Origin of the sequence: Marseilla massiliensis, assembly GCF_016899855.1 — a bacterium.
Classification (GTDB): domain Bacteria; phylum Bacteroidota; class Bacteroidia; order Bacteroidales; family Bacteroidaceae; genus Prevotella.
The window spans coordinates 1-16,692 of record NZ_JACJJG010000061.1 but is presented as its reverse complement, the minus strand read 5'-3'; the positions used below and the strand labels follow the sequence as shown (position 1 = coordinate 16,692).

Genomic DNA, 16,692 nt, shown 5'->3' with positions numbered 1-16,692 from the left:
GCCTCCGTCTCCAAACGCGAGTACGCAAGCGCCTTCTCCAACTCGCGCACGCGCTTGCGCAGGGCCGCGTTCTCATCCTTGTAATCTTCCTTGCTGCGTCTTGCCATGTCGTCGTATTCTTCTTCCAACGGCAAAGATAAGGTTTTCTCCCCATACTTTGACTGCCATGACGACAATAACGTCGGATTACACAGGCCATACTTCTTTGCACACTTGCGCTTGCTCATGCCTGACGAGTAATAGTCACGAAGGACGCTCAATTTGAACTCCTCGCTGTACTTTGTTGGATTCTTTCGCATTGTTTTACACATTTTTTATTGTTCATAAATGTGTCAACTTTTGCCAGGACAAGACACCCCGCCACGCCGCGGGCCGTGACCAACCACACAAAGCGCATTCGCATAAACATTTACTAACTAAAAACAATTGATAATGAAGAAGATTTTAGTATCATGCATGATGGCATTCATCAGCATGGCAGCCCTCGCGCAAGGCGGAGGCAAGTATTCGGAAAAAGTAGTGTTCCAGAATGACGACGTAATCTTCCGCCAGATTGACGAGCACACCTGGGAGGGTAACGGCCACCTGATGGCCAACGAAACGGTGTACATCGTCGAGGGAAACGACAAGGCGGTGCTAATCGACGCCGGAACAAACATACCCGGACTCAGGAAAATAGCCGAGGGGGATAACCTCTAAACCGCTGACGCTCATCGTCACGCACGTACACCCCGACCACACGGGAGCGGCCATCAACGACTTCCCCTACCTGTACATGAACGCGGCCGACATGGTAGGCGTGCCGGAGTTCATGCCCGAATACAAGGGCGAAAAGAGGTTCCTCAAGGACGGACAGGTAATCGACCTCGGCGGCAGGCAGCTCGAAGTAGTGTTCACTCCCGGCCACACGCCCGGCTCGACCACGTTCGTCGACAAGGAGAACGGCTACGGCTTCAGCGGCGACTCGTTCGGCTCGGGCAACCTGCTGGTGTTCACCACGCTCAGGACTGAGGTGGGCACATGCAACCTCATGTCGGCATACATGGGCAAATATGGTATCAACAAGCTATACCCCGGCCACTACTACGGCGTCAACGCCGAGACAAAGAAGCGCGTGGAGGACATCGGCACGCTGTGCTCGGACGTGCTCACGGGCAAGCGCAAGGGCGAAAAGGCCGACAAGCCGACGCTCGACCTTGACCTCGTAGTGACCGACTTCGGCGCCAACGTACGCTTCAACAACAACGCGATAAAATAATACCAAAGAAAAACAAAGCGAACAAAAGAAATGGACAAAGGACGAAAACTGATGATAACGGCTGCCATCATGGCAAGCCTGGCTCCCGCCATGGCACAGAACGAGATAAAGAAAGACTCGGTGCCCAACACCAAGGAGGTGGAGAACCGCAACGTAATGCTAAACGCCTCGGCCGACAACCAGCCAAGACAAGTGTCAATCGGACTGCCATCGGAGCTGTCAGCCACAATATACGAGGACGGCACGCTCGTATCGTGAACGTGGTGGCCAATGCTCCCCTACTACTATTGGGCGGCAAGCCCCGTCTACTCGCACGTGGGAATGAAGTCGCTCAGCGAGAACGCCATAACCAACGGCACGGTGAACTACATCATCGACTCGTGGACCAAGGAAGGAGGTGACAAGTTCGAGGGCAACGCCCTGTACAACACAAACATCTTCGGACTGCAACGCTTCAACGTGTCAGCGTCAGGACCGATAGCCAAGGGATGGAGCTTCACCGCCGGAGCGTACACCAACCTTGACCCGAGCACGAACAAGCTGGCCGACACAAAATGGCAGAACGACATGAAGCAGTTTAAGTTCGGCATTACCAAGAGGTTCAACAACAACCGAGGCAAGATAAGCCTGTTCTACAAGTACAACTTCACACGCAACGCCACCGACGGCACAGCGCCGTTCATTTTCGTGGGCGACGGTAGCGTAAAGGAGTACAACGGGTTCGACATGGGCCGCGACGGATTCCTGCCCGCCAACAGCCAGATAATCTACTACGACGCCGCCACGGGCAGGATGACCAGCGTACAGCGCGACATGGGCATGACGGCGCTTAGCAACGACGTCAACCTCAAGTTCGACTACGACCTCACAAGGAACATGCACCTGAGGTTCATGACCAAGTACCACTACGCCAACGTACACTACCTGGGCCTCTCGGCGGCGGGCATAGGACTGGCCGACGAGAACAGCGGGTACACATACGCCTACGACACGTACAGCCACCAGGACGGAGAGCTCTTCACGGGCAACTACGCCACACGCTACCTTCAGCGTGAGGTGGCCCACGAGAGGTCATGGTTCAACACGGCCGAGCTGACAGGCACGAGCAGCGACAAGCGCCACAGCTGGCGCGTGGGGCTTAACGTATGGTGGATGATGCCCGACATGATCAACAGCACCGGACTGTACGCGCACACCGTCGAGGCAGACCCCGTATGGCTGAAGCTGAACGGACAGCAGGGCGCCGGCCTCAACACAGGCGCCGAATACTATGACGCCCACGAGCTGAAGACCGCCCTCTACCTCTCCGACGACTGGCAGATAAACAACCGCTGGTGGCTGTCGGCAGGCCTACGCCTCGAGTACTACAAGTTAGGCGGCCGCAACGCCATGACCAACGACGAGCCGGGCGGCACCGACATCAAGTATCCCGAGAACGCCCGCACGCCGCAGTGGAGCATCCTGAACGCCACGAAGACCGGCTTCAGCTACGACTACTTCAACCCCGCCGCACAGCTTAACCTGCGCTATACAATAACCCAAGGCTTCGGACTGCTGGCCGAGGGAGTGTTCGCCTCGACGGCATCAGGCCCCGGAATGTTCGCCGGCACCACCCTGCCCAACACCGACCAAAGCAATACGGTGTTCGCCCGTGCCGGACTGTTCTGGAACAACTCATGGATAAAGCTCGTGTCACAATTCACGTACATCATGAAGACCAACTACCAGGCACGCAGCCAATTCACCAACCCCAACAACGCGGCAGAGGTGATAACGGTGCCCGTATCTTATGACCTCGAGACTCTCGGATGGACCACCGACGTAGTGCTCACGCCGTTCAAGGGCTTCCAGTTCCACGGCCTGTTCACCCTCCAGGAGCCGAAGTACAAGGATTTCGTGATGGTTCCGACATTCAGCGACGGAACGAGCAACACCTACGACTTCAGCGGAAACTACTGCCCCGGCGTAAGCAGGATTATCGTAGAGCTTGACCCGAGCTACTCGTTCGACAAGTTCCGCGTATGGGCCAGCTTCCGTTACCAGAGCAAACAGTACATCAACAAGACCAACAGCCTGTACTTCAACGGCCGCTGGGAGACCTTCGCGGGCATTGACTACGCGATGAACAAGCACCTCTCGCTGTCGATGAGCATGGTCAACCTGCTCAACCAGAAGGGAGCGAGCGGCAACATCAGCTCAGCCGACCTGGTAACCGACACCACGCCATACCACAACTACCTCATGGCCGGCAGCTACATACGCCCGTTCACTGTTGAGTTCAGCGCAAGAATAAGCTTCTGACAAACTACGGATAGGTTAATATTAGTGTTATAAAGATTGTTTATTTTAGGCCGCAGGCTAACACGGCGTTAGCCTGCCAACGGAACATTAAGGCACGGCGGGCATGGCTTGCCGCGCCTTAATTGTCGCATCCGGGCAACATTCAAAGTAAAAAAACGGCGGTTCGGCACATTTTTTGTAGGAAAAAGACATGAAAAGTACAACCATTTAAAACATAAAACCATCATGAAAAAACTGCTTACATCACTCGCCCTGGCGTTAGCCGCACTGGCCGCCGGCGCGCAAGCCCCGCAGGTTAAGACGGCCGCAGGAGTGCTCGAGGGCACTTACGAGTCAGGTATCAAGGTATTCAAGGGCGTACCGTTCGCCCAGCCGCCCGTAGGCGAACTGCGCTGGAAGGCGCCACAGCCCGTCAAGCCGTGGACAGGCGTCAGGGAGGCCAAGGACTTCGGCCCCAACCCGATGCAGCAAAACCTCTTCGGCGACATGAACTTCGGAACGAAGAAAATGAGCGAGGACTGCCTCTACCTGAACATCTGGACGCCCGCGAAGACCATGGACGAGGGGCTGCCCGTGCTCATCTACTTCAACGGCGGAGGGCTGATGGCGGGCTCGGGCAGCGAGCCACGCTACGCCGGAGAGTCGATGGCGCGACACGGCATAATATCAATAACGGCAAACTACCGCGAGGGGATATTCGGATTCTTCGCGCATCCGGAGCTGTCAAAGGAGACCGGCTACAAGGGCTCGGGCAACTACGGATTCCTTGACCAGGCGGCAGCCATCAAGTGGGTAAAGGACAACATAGCGGCCTTCGGCGGCGACCCGTCGAGGATAACAATCGTCGGCGAGTCGGCAGGCTCTACCTCCGTCAGCGCGCTGATGGCCTCACCGCTGTGCAAGGGACTGTTCGCCCAGGCCATGGGCTCAAGCGCATCGGTTATAGGGTTTGACAAGGTGGCCACGCTCGACGAGGCCGAGAAGACAGGCGAGGAAACGATGAAGAAGATGGGATGCAAGTCGCTGGCCGAGATGAGGGCCCTGCCGGCTGACGAGCTGTTGGCCAAGTCGGCAGGCACGTACATGCCCAAGATGTACAACATCGACGGATACTTCTTCACCGAGCAGCCCGCGGAGACCTACGCCGCCGGCCGCCAGGCACACGTGCCGCTGCTGGTAGGATGGAACTCGACCGAAGTGCCGATAGCGTCAGTGCTCGGCAACAGGCCCAGGACAGTGGCGGCCGTCAAGGAGGCCATAACCCCGCGCTTCGGCAAGGACACCGACAAGGTTATGGAGGCTTACGGACTGACAACCGATGACGACGTGGAAGGAGAGCCGGGAGCGCAGCTGGCGGGCGACATGTTCGTAGGATTCGGCACGTGGAAGTGGGCCGACATGCACGCCAAGACCGGCGGACAGCCCGTGTACCGCTACCTGTACTGCCACCCGAGGCCGGCCATGCGCGACGCCGACCTCGTGCCGGGACTGGCCGGAGGAGTGCAGAAGAAGACCGAGGAGAACAAAGACGCGCTGACCGTAACGGGCGCGGTACACTCTGCCGACATAGAGTACGCCATGGGCACGCTGCCCACCAATCGCGTGTACGACTGGCAGCCGGAGGACTTCACCGTATCGGCCATCTTCCAGAACTACTACCTCAACTTCATAAAGACGGGCAACCCCAACGGTCTCGGACTGCCCGAATGGACACCGGTGAACGGCAAGGACGTGGCTCCCGTCATGAGGATTGACGTCGACTCTTACGAGAAAGCCGACGCACGGCTCGAGAACACCTACCGCACCGTTGACTCGGTGGTGTGGAAATAGGCGAACATGAATGGCGGCTTTGCCGTCCTCTGTAGGGACGATTGACAAATTGCCGACATTCATTCAAACAAATACAACAACGAGCTCACCTGCCTTTCATTTAATTTTTCATAATCAATATGTCTGTTAAAGGCCGCCTTTCGCATTATGAAAGGCGGCCTTTTAGCGTTCAATACACGGCCTTTTACCCTGCGTTTTGCCGTATTCCGCGTACGGCAGACAGTCTTATCACCCTCCCTTCGGAAGGGACGGGGTGGATGTTCCCTTGCCGTACATCGCGGCGACGGTGGCCGCAAAGTCCTTCTCGGGTATGCAGGCGCAATGGCGAACGCGCAGACGGTAGTTGTAGATGGTCTGCGGCGAGTAGTGAAGAAACTCGGCTATGCTCACGCTGTCGGTAATTCCGAGGCTCACGAGGGCATAAATGCGCAACTCGGGCGAAAGCCCCGTAGGGGGGGGTAAAAAGCGAGCCCTCTCCTCGGGGCGCAGCAAGGCCAGTAGACGCTCTACGAAGTCGGGATGGACGGAAAGGAACCACTTGTCGAAAGAGGCGTACAGCGAGGAAATGAACGGAGCCGAACATCCTTCCTGCAAGACCTTACGGGCCTTGCCCTGCTGCCCCGCCACTATCATGTTGGCCGACGTCTTGCAGAACTTATCAACCTCGTTGATATGGTCAGACAACATCACGAACGAGTCGAGCAGCATGGCGTTGCGGCTGGTAAGCACGTCGTTCATCCGCTCCTTCGTTACGGTTATCTCGTCGAGCGAGGCCCTCAGGCGGCTGTTGTAGCCCATGGCCATCTCAAGCTCGTCGCCCTTACGGCGCGAGCGGCGCACCAGCACGCACACCAGAACGGCGGCCGTGCCCACGAGAAGCACGAGCAGGGTTATGATGACGGCCACGTTCCTGCTGTTGCGGTGCTGCATTTCAATGTAGTCGGAGAATATTATCGAGCTGGCCTTCACTATACTGAAGCTCCGCGCCATGTCGTTATATCCGTCGGCCATCTTCACGCATGCCACGGCATAGTCGCAACCTGCGCAATAAAAAGCCGCATTTTGTACGCTATGGCAATCAGCCACGGCCGGCTGACATCGCCCTAAGCTCCTTGCGGAAACGCAGGAAATACAGCACGCCGGCCGTAGACAGGCACACGGGGAAGGCCGACCAGATACCCACCAGGCCGAAACCCATGTGTATGCCGAGCAGCCAACCTAACGGCAACGACACCATGAAGTAGGAGAAAAAGGCTATCCATATCATCGGGCGGACGCACTCTATGCCCCTCAGGGCGTTGGCAAAGGTGTACTGAACGCCGTCGCCTATCTGGTAGGCGATGAGCGGAATGACCGTCTGCGACACGAGCACGCACACCTCGGCGCTGTCGGTAAACCACCAACTGATATGGTTACGAAGCAAAATAACGGGCATGGAGAGCGTAAAAGCCAGCGAGAGTACAATTACAAGGCCGGCGTAAGCCGTGCGCCTGACGGCCTCGAAATCGCCCTGTCCGGCGAAGTAGCTTACCCTTACGGCTATGGCGGCGGCCATGCCGCTGCTGACCATGTAGAGCAGTTGCGACACGGTGAGCATTACCTGGTGGGCGGCAAGGGCGGTGGTGCCGAGCCATCCTACGAATATTGCCGACAGTGAGAAGGCAGCGGTCTCCATTCCCAGCTGCATGGCCACGGGCAGGCCGAGGCCCGACAGGCGGCGCACGCCGCCACGGCTGACGCGCGACGAGGCGAAACCTTCACGGAAGTCGCGGTAACGCTTGTGGCGGAAGAACACCAGGGCGCACGCCAGGGCCATCACCACGCGCGACAACGCCGTGGACAGACCGGCGCCGAAGAGGCCCAGCTCGGGCGCTCCCAGACAGCCGTAGATGAGCACCCAGTTGCCGAATATGTTGAGCACATTGCCGAAAACGATGATGAACATAGGGGTGCGCGTGTCGGTTACGCCGTCGAAAAACTGCTTGAACGTATTGAAACAGCAAAGAAATGGCAACGACGCGACGTTGACCCACAGGTAGGGACGCATGAGGGGGAGCAGCTCTTCGGGCTGGCCGAAGCGGTGGATGTTAAGGCAGAAGGCCGACACTACGGCCACGAGCACCGCCGAGAGCATAAGGTTGGCCGCGAGGCTGTTGCGCACGGCGCGCCCGATAAGCGCCCTCTCGCCGCGGCCGAAATGGCTGCCCACGACGGGCGTGAGGCCATAGGAGAAGCCCGTGGCGAAAATGACAACGAGCGTGAACATGGTATTGACGAAGCTGGCGGCCGCCAGCTCCTCCATGGAATGGTGGCCTACCATTATCGTGTCGGCAAAACCGAGCACCACGTTGCCTATCTGACCTATCACAATCGGTACGCCCAGACGCACCAAGGCGCCGTAACGCGCCGCAATCTTTTCCGTAGTTAAAGCCATACGGGGTGCAAAGATACGAAATAAAGGTGAAAAGGTGAAGAAGTGAAAAGGTGAAAAAGGCCTCCTGATATAGGCCGATATCCATAACGCCATTCAGGAAACCTTCTTCACCTTTTCACTTCTTCACCTTCTCACCTTTACTTAACTTCTATCTGCTTCATTGTCTTCTCGGGCAGCTTCTCGACCTTCGGCAGGTTGACGGTGAGCACGCCGTCGTTGACCTTGGCTTCAATCCTGTCCTTGTCGACGTCGTCGGGCAGCAGCAACGTCTGCTCGTATTTAGAGTAAGAGAACTCACGGCGCAGGTAGTGGCTCTTCTTGTCCTCGTCCTTGTGCTCGGCCTTGCTCTCCATGTGGATGTGCAGGTTGCCGTCACGGTCGATGTTGACGTTGAAGTCCTCCTTCTTCAGGCCCGGAGCGGCAAGCTCTACGGTGTATTCGCCGTCGCTCTCCTTGACGTTGATGGCAGGCGCCGTGGCGTTGGCGCGCCCCATGAAGTCAGTGTCGAAAAAGTCGTTGAACACTTCAGGCATCCATGTGTTTCTGCTGAATACTGGTAACATAGTTAAATCCTCCTTATTTTTTAGTTTGTCATTTATCGTTTCCGTGATGAAGCCCCACCCTTGCGGGCCTCGGCCCATCCCGGTGCCCATCGCTTTCGTTCAAGGCTTTCACCCATCATACTGCAACATGCGTGCCACTTACATATTTCGACATAAAGGCATAGATACATGACATATTGTCATGAAAGTATAATATATTTAATCATTATAACATATTTTTAATGACAATCTGTCAACAAACAAGGCTCCTGCAACGCACAATCCGAAGCCCTGCCGCCATCCTTCAGCGCAACATCCTGATACCCAACGCATTGAGAAAGGCCGCATTCCGCCCTGCAATACACGGTCTTTTACACGACAAAAGACGGCCTCCGACAAGTCGAAAGGCCGCCTTTCGGGCTCATCCGCAAATCTGTTGGATGAGCCATACCATAAAACGCCGCCTTTGTAAGGACATAATTAACTTTCGCTGACCTTTGGTTCTGAAGATTGCTCCATTAAGGCACAATCGTGTCCGCACGCTCCGAAAGAGCGTTTAAACGCCTGAATGTCAGCAAAATACGTTTCTTACGAAACGTAGGGACATAATAAATTATGTCCCTACAAAGGATGTATTCAATTCATGTTCGTCTTTACGTAAAAGTTCTTTCCATCCAACTGATTTGCGGATTAACCGCCTGTCGCAGCTGCCGCGAGCCGCAACGGCACAAAAAACGGCGGCACGCCGTGATGCGTGCCGCCGTAAAAATCGCATGAAATAATTTTTATCTGTTGTTGCTTTTAGTCGTTCAGCTTAGCCTTGATGAACTCTCGGTTCAGTCGGGCGATGTTTGCTATAGACTCGTTCTTCGGGCATTCAGCCTCGCATGCACGTGTGTTGGTGCAGTTACCGAAGCCAAGCTCCTCCATCTTCATGATCATCGCCTTGGCACGCTTAGCCGCCTCGGGGCGTCCCTGGGGCAGAAGCGCCAGCTGGCTTACCTTAGAGCTTACGAAGAGCATTGCCGAGCCGTTCTTGCAGGCAGCGACGCACGCTCCGCAGCCGATGCAGGTAGCGCAGTCCATAGCCTCGTCAGCCTTCTCCTTCGGTATGAGGATGGCGTTGGCGTCCTGGGGCTGTCCCGTGCGTACGCTTACGTATCCGCCGGCCTGGATAATCTTGTCGAACGCGCCGCGGTCAACCATGCAGTCCTTGATTACGGGGAACGCAGCCGAGCGCCACGGCTCGACGGTGATTATGTCGCCGTCGTGGAAGCGGCGCATGTACAGCTGGCACGTTGTAGCGCCGGTAGCCGGGCCGTGGGGATGGCCGTTGATGTAGAGCGAGCACATACCACAGATACCCTCGCGGCAGTCGTGGTCGAATACGAACGGCTCCTTGCCGCTCTCGATGAGCTGCTCGTTCAGAATGTCCAACATCTCGAGGAATGAAGTGTCGGTGGGTATGTCCTTCATCTCGAACGTGTCAAAATGACCTTTTGCCTTAGGCCCGTTCTGACGCCAGACCTTCAGCGTGAAACTTATATTTCCTTCCATGTTATATACGGTTTTGCGGTTTTGCGGTTATGGGGTTTTACGGTTTTTGGAGTGTTGGATCGGATGTCGCGTTTTGGTTTTTCCTCACATAAATCAATGATTGTATCATCTTGTTCACCGAATTATTCAGTGCGTCAAGCATAATGAAATCCTCATCGTTCACATAAGCAAACCGTCTTGACAGTTCCAATTGGGTATCCAGTTCGTTTGACGAGCCCAATGAAATGTAAAGGAAGTGTATCAGCTCGGCGTTTGTGCCTCTACCGTATCCCTCGGCTATGTTTGAGGGTATTGAGACTGCGCATCTGCGCATTTGGCTGACAAGGCCGAAGAGCTCTTCTTTCGGGAAGTTTGCAGTAAGCTGGTAAACCTTTTTTGCCAGCTCCATGCTTTCGTTCCATACCCGAAGATTCTTATGCGGCCCCATATTACCTTTATTCTTTCATGGGTATCATCACCGTATAACCGTATGACCCCATAACCTTATAACCTTAAATTAATTTTTATAATTACGTGTCTGAACCTTTATAGCCTCATAGTGGAGCGGCTCCTTGATGAGCTCGGGCGCCTTCTCGTCGCTGCCCTGGTACTCCCAGCAGCCTACGTAGAAGAAGTGCTCGTCGTCACGCTTAGCCTCGCCGTCCTCCGTCTGGTATTCCTCGCGGAAGTGTCCGCCGCACGACTCGTTGCGCGAAAGCGCGTCGTAAGCTATCAGCTCGCCCATGGTGATGAAGTCACGCAGGTGGATAGCCTTGTCAAGCTCTGTATTGAGACCTTCCTTAGAACCGGGGATGAAGAGGTTGGTATCGAACTCCTTGCGGATCTTCTTGATGAGCTCGAGTCCTTCCTTGAGGCCCTCTGCGGTACGGCCCATACCCACGTGCTCCCACATGATGTGGCCAAGCTCCTTGTGGATTGAGTCTACAGAGCGTTTGCCCTTTATGTTCATGAGGCGGTCGATTTCCTTCTCGACACCCTTCTCTGCCTCCTCGAACTCGGGCAGGTCTGTCGAGATGCGGGGCCAGATGGACTGGTCGGCCAGATAGTTCTGGATGGTATAAGGCAGCACGAAGTATCCGTCGGCAAGACCCTGCATGAGGGCTGATGCGCCGAGGCGGTTGGCTCCGTGGTCAGAGAAGTTGCACTCGCCGATAGCGAAGAGTCCTTCGATTGTGGTCATCAGCTCGTAGTCAACCCAGATACCGCCCATGGTGTAGTGGATTGCGGGGTAAATCATCATCGGGTTGTAGTACTTCACGCCGTTGATTTCGTTGCCCAGCTCGCCAGGGTTGACGTCGGTTATCTCCTCGTACATGTCGAACAGGTTGCCGTAACGCTGCAGAACGACGTCGAGGCCGAGGCGCTCGATGCTCTCGGAGAAGTCGAGATATACGGCCAGACCTGTGTTGTTAACGCCGTAGCCCTTGTCGCAGCGCTCCTTGGCTGCACGCGAAGCAACGTCACGGGGCACGAGATTACCGAAGGCAGGATACCTGCGCTCCAGGTAGTAGTCGCGGTCTTCCTCGGGAATGTCGGTCGGCTTCTTCTTGCCCTGCTGCAACAGCTTGGCGTCCTCGAGCTTCTTGGGCACCCAGATACGGCCGTCGTTACGCAGAGACTCCGACATAAGGGTCAGCTTCGACTGGTTGTCGCCGTGTACGGGGATACAAGTCGGGTGAATCTGCACATAAGACGGGTTAGCGAAGTATGCTCCCTTGCGGTAGCAAGCCATAGCTGCCGTACAGTTGCAGCCCATAGCGTTGGTAGAGAGGAAGTATGTGTTGCCGTATCCGCCGGTAGCTATTACAACGGCGTTGGCTGAGAAGCGCTCGAGCTTTCCGGTGACGAGGTTCTTCGCGATGATACCGCGTGCGCGGCCGTCGACGATTACCACGTCTTCCATTTCATATCGTGTGTACAGCTTAACGCGGCCGGTGTGAACCTGGCGGCTCAGTGCTGAATATGCGCCGAGCAGCAGCTGCTGGCCGGTCTGTCCCTTGGCGTAGAACGTACGTGACACCTGCGCGCCGCCGAAAGAGCGGTTAGCCAGCATGCCGCCGTACTCGCGGGCGAACGGAACGCCCTGTGCAACGCACTGGTCGATGATGTTGTTAGACACTTCAGCCAGACGGTAAACGTTAGCTTCACGTGCGCGGTAGTCGCCACCCTTCACCGTGTCGTAGAACAGGCGGTACACCGAGTCACCGTCGTTCTGGTAGTTCTTTGCGGCGTTGATACCTCCCTGCGCGGCGATTGAGTGAGCGCGGCGCGGAGAATCCTGTATGCAGAAGTTGAGGACGTTGAAGCCCATCTCGCCGAGAGTTGCCGCAGCGGACGCTCCGGCAAGGCCGGTACCTACAACGATGACGTCGAGCTTCAGTTTGTTCTTAGGGTTAACCAAACGTTGGTGAGCCTTATAGTTGGTCCATTTCTCAGCTATCGGCCCCTCAGGTATCTTGGAATCTAATTGCTTTGCCATAACAAATAAAATTATGAATTATATATTATGAATTATGAATTACAACTGGCTCGGAGCTATTCCGAAGGCGAACGCCAACACTACTACGAGGAAGCCCAGCATGAGCAGCGTGGTGTAGACCTGGCCGATGACCTTCCAGCGGCTGAACCATACCTTGCCGCTCCATCCGAAAGTATGCATAGCGCTCCAGAATCCGTGTGAGAGGTGGAACCAGATGGCTGCCAGCCACACGATGTAGAGCACCACGTAAAGCGGACAAGAGAAGGTGTCAAGGATGTAGGCGAAACCGTCTGACGGCAGGTGGGGAACAGCAATGCCCGTCAACTCGGCAAACATCATGTTGTACCAGAAGTTGAACAGGTGGAGCAACAGGCCCAGCAATACGATGATACCGAGCACGAGCATGTTCTGTGATGCCCACTCCACCTTCTCCGGACGCGACGTAACGGCGTAACGCTCGTTGCCGCGGGCACGGCGGTTCTGCATCGTGAGCAGGAACGCGTAGACGATGTGAATGACCGCCAGGGCAGCCAGCGCAAGCGTAGCTATAAGCGCGTACCAGTTAGCCCCGAGGAACTCACACACTGCATTGTAAGCTTCGCCCGAGAACAGAGCAACTAAGTTCATTGACATGTGGAATGTCAAGAACAGGATAAGCGCGACGCCGGTTACCGACATCACGACTTTCCTTCCGATAGGTGAATTACATAACCACATAAATGATTGAAATTTAAAATATTAAAATTGAATTGTTGATAATGTCCGCTCACATTATTAGGGGATACGGCCGTACCTAATTATAAGTACGGCAGCACCCTTTAGAGGATGCAAATATACTCTATTTTGACGATAAATCAAAGTATTTGGATAAAATTTCGATTTTAATGAGTACTTTTGCACTGTTAAGGTTATAAGGTTATGCGGTTATAAGGTTTTACGGTCATTAAGGTTATGCGGTTATAAGGTTATTAGGTATTACGGTCATAAGGTTGCAAATGCGCTTGGAACGTTGTCTGTTCACCACGCAATAAAGGAACACCCAACACTTGTCAACAGTTCGCAATCATATAAATATGGCCACAAAGCCCTACAACCCCACAACCGTAAAACCTCATAACCGTAAATCCCCACAACCGTAAAACCGCATAACCCCACAACCGTAAAACCGTAAAGAAAATGATTTTACAATACGACGTTATCGTTATCGGAGGCGGACACGCCGGTTGCGAGGCAGCGACGGCAGCCGCGAACATGGGCGCAAGCACGTGCCTCGTCACCATGGACATGAACAAGATTGCCCAGATGAGCTGCAACCCAGCCGTCGGCGGAATTGCCAAGGGCCAGATAGTGCGCGAGATTGACGCGTTGGGCGGACAGATGGGGCTCGTCACCGACGCCACGGCAATACAGTTCCGAATGCTCAACCGCTCGAAAGGGCCCGCCGTGTGGAGCCCCCGCGCGCAGTGCGACCGCGGCAAGTTCATCTGGCAGTGGCGTTCTGTGCTCGACAGTACCGACGGCCTCGACATCTGGCAAGACCAGGCCGAGGAGCTCATCGTCGAGCATGGCGAGGCCGTAGGCGTGCGCACCGTGTGGGGCGTGGAGCTGCGGGCGAAGAGCGTGGTGCTCACGGCGGGCACGTTCCTCAACGGACTTCTGCACATCGGGCGCAAGCAAGTGCCTGGCGGGCGCATTGCCGAGCCGGCCGTAGAGCGCCTTACCGAGAGCATAACGCGCCACGGCGTAACGGCTGGACGAATGAAGACGGGCACACCCGTTCGTATCGACAGCCGCTCGGTCCACTTTGAAGATATGGAAGTGCAGGAGGGCGAACAGGATTTCCACGGCTTCAGCTACATGTCGCCCGGACGGCCGCTGAAACAGCTCACGTGCTGGACTTGCTACACCAATCCCGACGTTCACGCCACGCTGATGGCCGGAATTGCCGACTCGCCGCTGTACAACGGACAGATACAGAGCATTGGCCCGCGCTACTGCCCGTCGATAGAAACCAAGCTTGTCACCTTTCCCGACAAGCAGCAACACCCACTCTTTCTCGAACCCGAAGGCGAGGACACCAACGAGATGTACCTCAACGGATTCTCGTCGTCAATGCCCATGGAGATTCAAATCAATGCCCTGAGAAAGATTCCCGCCCTGCGCGACGCCAAGGTTTACCGCCCGGGCTACGCCATCGAGTACGACTTCTTCGACCCGACGCAGCTGCGCCACTCGCTGGAGTCAAAGATAATACCGGGCCTCTTCCTTGCGGGACAGGTGAACGGCACCACCGGCTACGAGGAGGCTGCCGGACAGGGACTCGTCGCCGGGGTTAATGCCGCGCTGCGCTGCTCGGGCGGAGAGCCGTTCGTAATGCGCCGCGACGAGTCGTACATAGGCGTACTCATCGACGACCTCGTGACCAAGGGCGTCGACGAACCTTACCGTATGTTCACCAGCCGTGCCGAATACCGCATACTCCTGAGACAGGACGACGCCGACGCTCGCCTCACCGAGCGGGCCTACTCGTTAGGTCTTGCGCGCCGCGACCGCTACGACTGGTGGATGGAGAAAAAGGCAGCGATAGAACATATCATGAATTTCTGCAACACAACATCGGTAAAACCGCGCGACATCAATTCGCAACTCGAGGCCTTGGGCACCACTCTCCTGCGCGAGGGATGCAAGATAGCCGACCTGATATCACGGCCGCAGCTCACGCTAAACAATCTTTCGGACATTCTGCCCGAGCTGAAACAAGCGTTGGAATCGCTGCCAAACCGCAAGGAAGAGATAACAGAAGCGGCAGAAATCAAGATGAAATACAAAGGCTACATAGAGCGCGAACGTCTTGTTGCCGACAAAATGCATCGTCTGGAGAACATCAAAATCCGCGGACATTTCAACTACATGGACATGCAGCAACTCTCTACCGAGGCCCGGCAAAAGCTCACTAAAATCGACCCTGAAACCCTGGCGCAGGCCAGCCGCATTCCGGGCGTGTCGCCGAGTGACATCAATATCATGCTAGTGCTCATGAACAGGTAAGGCATCCGTATGTTTCACGTGAAACAATTTGCCGATTTTTTGTTAAACAAAAACGTTGGAAACGACTGAAATATAGCAACATACAAGTTTCGTCCACAAACTTGCTTGAAGACAAAAGCAAGCAGGTTTCACGATGAAAAGAGGCTGTCTTGACAGCGGCCGCCCTTCCCTTGCCAGACGCCGGACAACAATCCGACAAGGCAGACAGAGCCACTGCCAAAACAGCCATAAAACAACGGCTTTGCAAAAGGCCGCATTTCGCCATGCAAAAGGCCGTCTTTCATAAAGCAAAAGACCGTCTTTCGCAAGACGATTGACGGCAAACAAGAAAAAGTAAAAAGGCAAGTAATAAAAAGTAAAAAGGTAAAAGGGTGAAAAGGTAAAAAAGGCCGGACGGCTTATATGCCCTATCCGGCCAATTCACCAAACAGCCCTATCTTGCCAATACGGCTCATCGGGCTTATTTGTCAAGCTGCCTTATTGGGCTTATTCGGCTTATTTGGCCTATTATATCATCACTAAATAAAATAAAAGTAAGAGAAAATGAACAACAAGACATTGCTGGAAAATCTGCGCAACATACCTGATTTTCCTAAAAAAGGAGTAATCTTCAGAGACGTAACTACGCTCTTCGACAATCCCGACTGCCTTCAGATAATGGAGGAAGAACTGTATGATCTCTACAAAGACAAAGGTATCACGAAAATCGTGGGTATCGAGAGCCGCGGCTTCATCATGTCGTCAGCATTGGCGATAAGGCTCCATGCAGGCGTTGTGCTCTGCCGCAAGCCGGGCAAACTGCCCTGCGACACCATCCAGGAGACCTACACGAAAGAATACGGAACGGACACTATCGAAATCCATAAGGACGCCATAACGAGCGACGACGTAGTTCTGCTGCACGACGACCTGCTCGCAACAGGCGGCACGATGAAGGCTGCCTACGACCTCGTAAAGAAGTTCAACCCGAAGAAGATATACATCAACTTCATCATAGAACTTACCCGCGAGGGCATGCACGGCCGCGACAACTTCGATAAGGAGACAGAAGTAACCAGCCTGCTGGAAGTATAATTTAATTAAGAGTTAAGAATTAAGAGTTAAGAAAAATAGCCTTACTGACAATAAGGAATAATATAAAGTCTTTAGATAAGCTGCAAAGCAAATTTTCTTAACTCTTAATTCTTAACTCTTAATTGCCCCTACGGGGCTAAGTTTCACGTGAAACATTATCTTTGAAAAG

Annotated in this window: 15 protein-coding genes; 7 read left to right on the top strand and 8 right to left on the bottom strand. The window is 54.8% G+C overall.

All coding sequences use genetic code 11. The features are described from left to right. The coding region (locus tag H6A34_RS10175) for a transposase (RefSeq protein WP_205105420.1) at positions 1-299 on the bottom strand (299 nt) is incomplete at its 3' end. A gap of 133 nt (positions 300-432) precedes the next feature. Between H6A34_RS10175 and H6A34_RS15025 the strand changes: the two genes are divergently transcribed. The 5 genes from H6A34_RS15025 to H6A34_RS10155 all read left to right on the top strand — a co-directional run bounded on the left by H6A34_RS15025 (position 433) and on the right by H6A34_RS10155 (position 5,389). Beyond that, a complete protein-coding gene (locus H6A34_RS15025) occupies positions 433-699 on the top strand; it encodes a hypothetical protein (RefSeq protein WP_021948855.1) in 267 nt (88 codons plus the stop codon). Continuing rightward, positions 689-1,258 (top strand): MBL fold metallo-hydrolase, encoded by a 570-nt coding sequence (locus tag H6A34_RS10170; protein WP_338088657.1) that lies wholly within the window; start codon positions 689-691, stop codon positions 1,256-1,258. Before H6A34_RS15025 ends, H6A34_RS10170 begins: the two co-directional genes overlap by 11 nt. Positions 1,259-1,288: 30 nt before the next feature. After that, positions 1,289-1,516, top strand: coding sequence for a hypothetical protein (locus H6A34_RS10165; protein WP_205105418.1), 228 nt, complete (start codon positions 1,289-1,291; stop codon positions 1,514-1,516). Positions 1,517-1,528: 12 nt separating this feature from the next. Continuing rightward, positions 1,529-3,559, top strand: coding sequence for a TonB-dependent receptor (locus H6A34_RS10160; protein WP_205105416.1), 2,031 nt, complete (start codon positions 1,529-1,531; stop codon positions 3,557-3,559). Positions 3,560-3,784: 225 nt separating this feature from the next. Further along, the gene (locus tag H6A34_RS10155; protein ID WP_205105414.1) at positions 3,785-5,389 is read left to right on the top strand and encodes a carboxylesterase/lipase family protein; all 1,605 of its coding nucleotides are present in this window, start codon (positions 3,785-3,787) and stop codon (positions 5,387-5,389) included. Positions 5,390-5,617: 228 nt separating this feature from the next. Here the strand turns inward: H6A34_RS10155 and H6A34_RS10150 are convergent, their stop codons facing one another. The 7 genes from H6A34_RS10150 to H6A34_RS10120 form a co-directional block, all read right to left on the bottom strand. Continuing rightward, positions 5,618-6,475, bottom strand: a complete 858-nt coding sequence (locus H6A34_RS10150; RefSeq protein WP_205105412.1) for a DUF6377 domain-containing protein — start codon at positions 6,473-6,475, stop codon at positions 5,618-5,620. After that, the gene (locus H6A34_RS10145) at positions 6,468-7,823 is read right to left on the bottom strand and encodes an MATE family efflux transporter (RefSeq protein WP_205105410.1); all 1,356 of its coding nucleotides are present in this window, start codon (positions 7,821-7,823) and stop codon (positions 6,468-6,470) included. Before H6A34_RS10145 ends, H6A34_RS10150 begins: the two co-directional genes overlap by 8 nt. Before the next feature lie 137 nt (positions 7,824-7,960). After that, positions 7,961-8,386 carry an Hsp20/alpha crystallin family protein gene (locus tag H6A34_RS10140; protein ID WP_021948862.1) on the bottom strand — a complete coding sequence of 142 codons (426 nt, stop codon included), beginning with the start codon at positions 8,384-8,386 and terminating at the stop codon, positions 7,961-7,963. Between the two features lie 780 nt (positions 8,387-9,166). Beyond that, complete coding sequence (locus tag H6A34_RS10135; protein ID WP_021948863.1) at positions 9,167-9,922, bottom strand: succinate dehydrogenase/fumarate reductase iron-sulfur subunit; 756 nt, start codon at positions 9,920-9,922, stop codon at positions 9,167-9,169. Positions 9,923-9,959: 37 nt separating this feature from the next. Continuing rightward, on the bottom strand, positions 9,960-10,349 hold the full coding sequence (locus H6A34_RS10130; protein WP_021948864.1) for a four helix bundle protein: 390 nt from the start codon (positions 10,347-10,349) through the stop codon (positions 9,960-9,962). A 69-nt stretch (positions 10,350-10,418) separates the two neighbouring features. Beyond that, entirely contained in the window at positions 10,419-12,401 is a 1,983-nt protein-coding gene (locus H6A34_RS10125) for a fumarate reductase/succinate dehydrogenase flavoprotein subunit (RefSeq protein WP_205105408.1), read from the bottom strand. Positions 12,402-12,440: 39 nt separating this feature from the next. Beyond that, on the bottom strand, positions 12,441-13,118 hold the full coding sequence (locus tag H6A34_RS10120) for a fumarate reductase cytochrome b subunit (RefSeq protein WP_021949006.1): 678 nt from the start codon (positions 13,116-13,118) through the stop codon (positions 12,441-12,443). Between the two features lie 459 nt (positions 13,119-13,577). On the opposite strand from H6A34_RS10120, the gene mnmG reads away from it, so the two are divergent. Together mnmG and H6A34_RS10110 are read left to right on the top strand one after the other, a co-directional pair. Next, positions 13,578-15,449: a tRNA uridine-5-carboxymethylaminomethyl(34) synthesis enzyme MnmG gene (mnmG, locus tag H6A34_RS10115; RefSeq protein WP_205105406.1), complete on the top strand. Its 1,872-nt coding sequence runs from the start codon at positions 13,578-13,580 to the stop codon at positions 15,447-15,449. 543 nt (positions 15,450-15,992) lie between these two features. Then, positions 15,993-16,523, top strand: coding sequence for an adenine phosphoribosyltransferase (locus H6A34_RS10110; protein WP_021949041.1), 531 nt, complete (start codon positions 15,993-15,995; stop codon positions 16,521-16,523). The last annotated feature ends 169 nt before the right edge of the window (positions 16,524-16,692 follow it).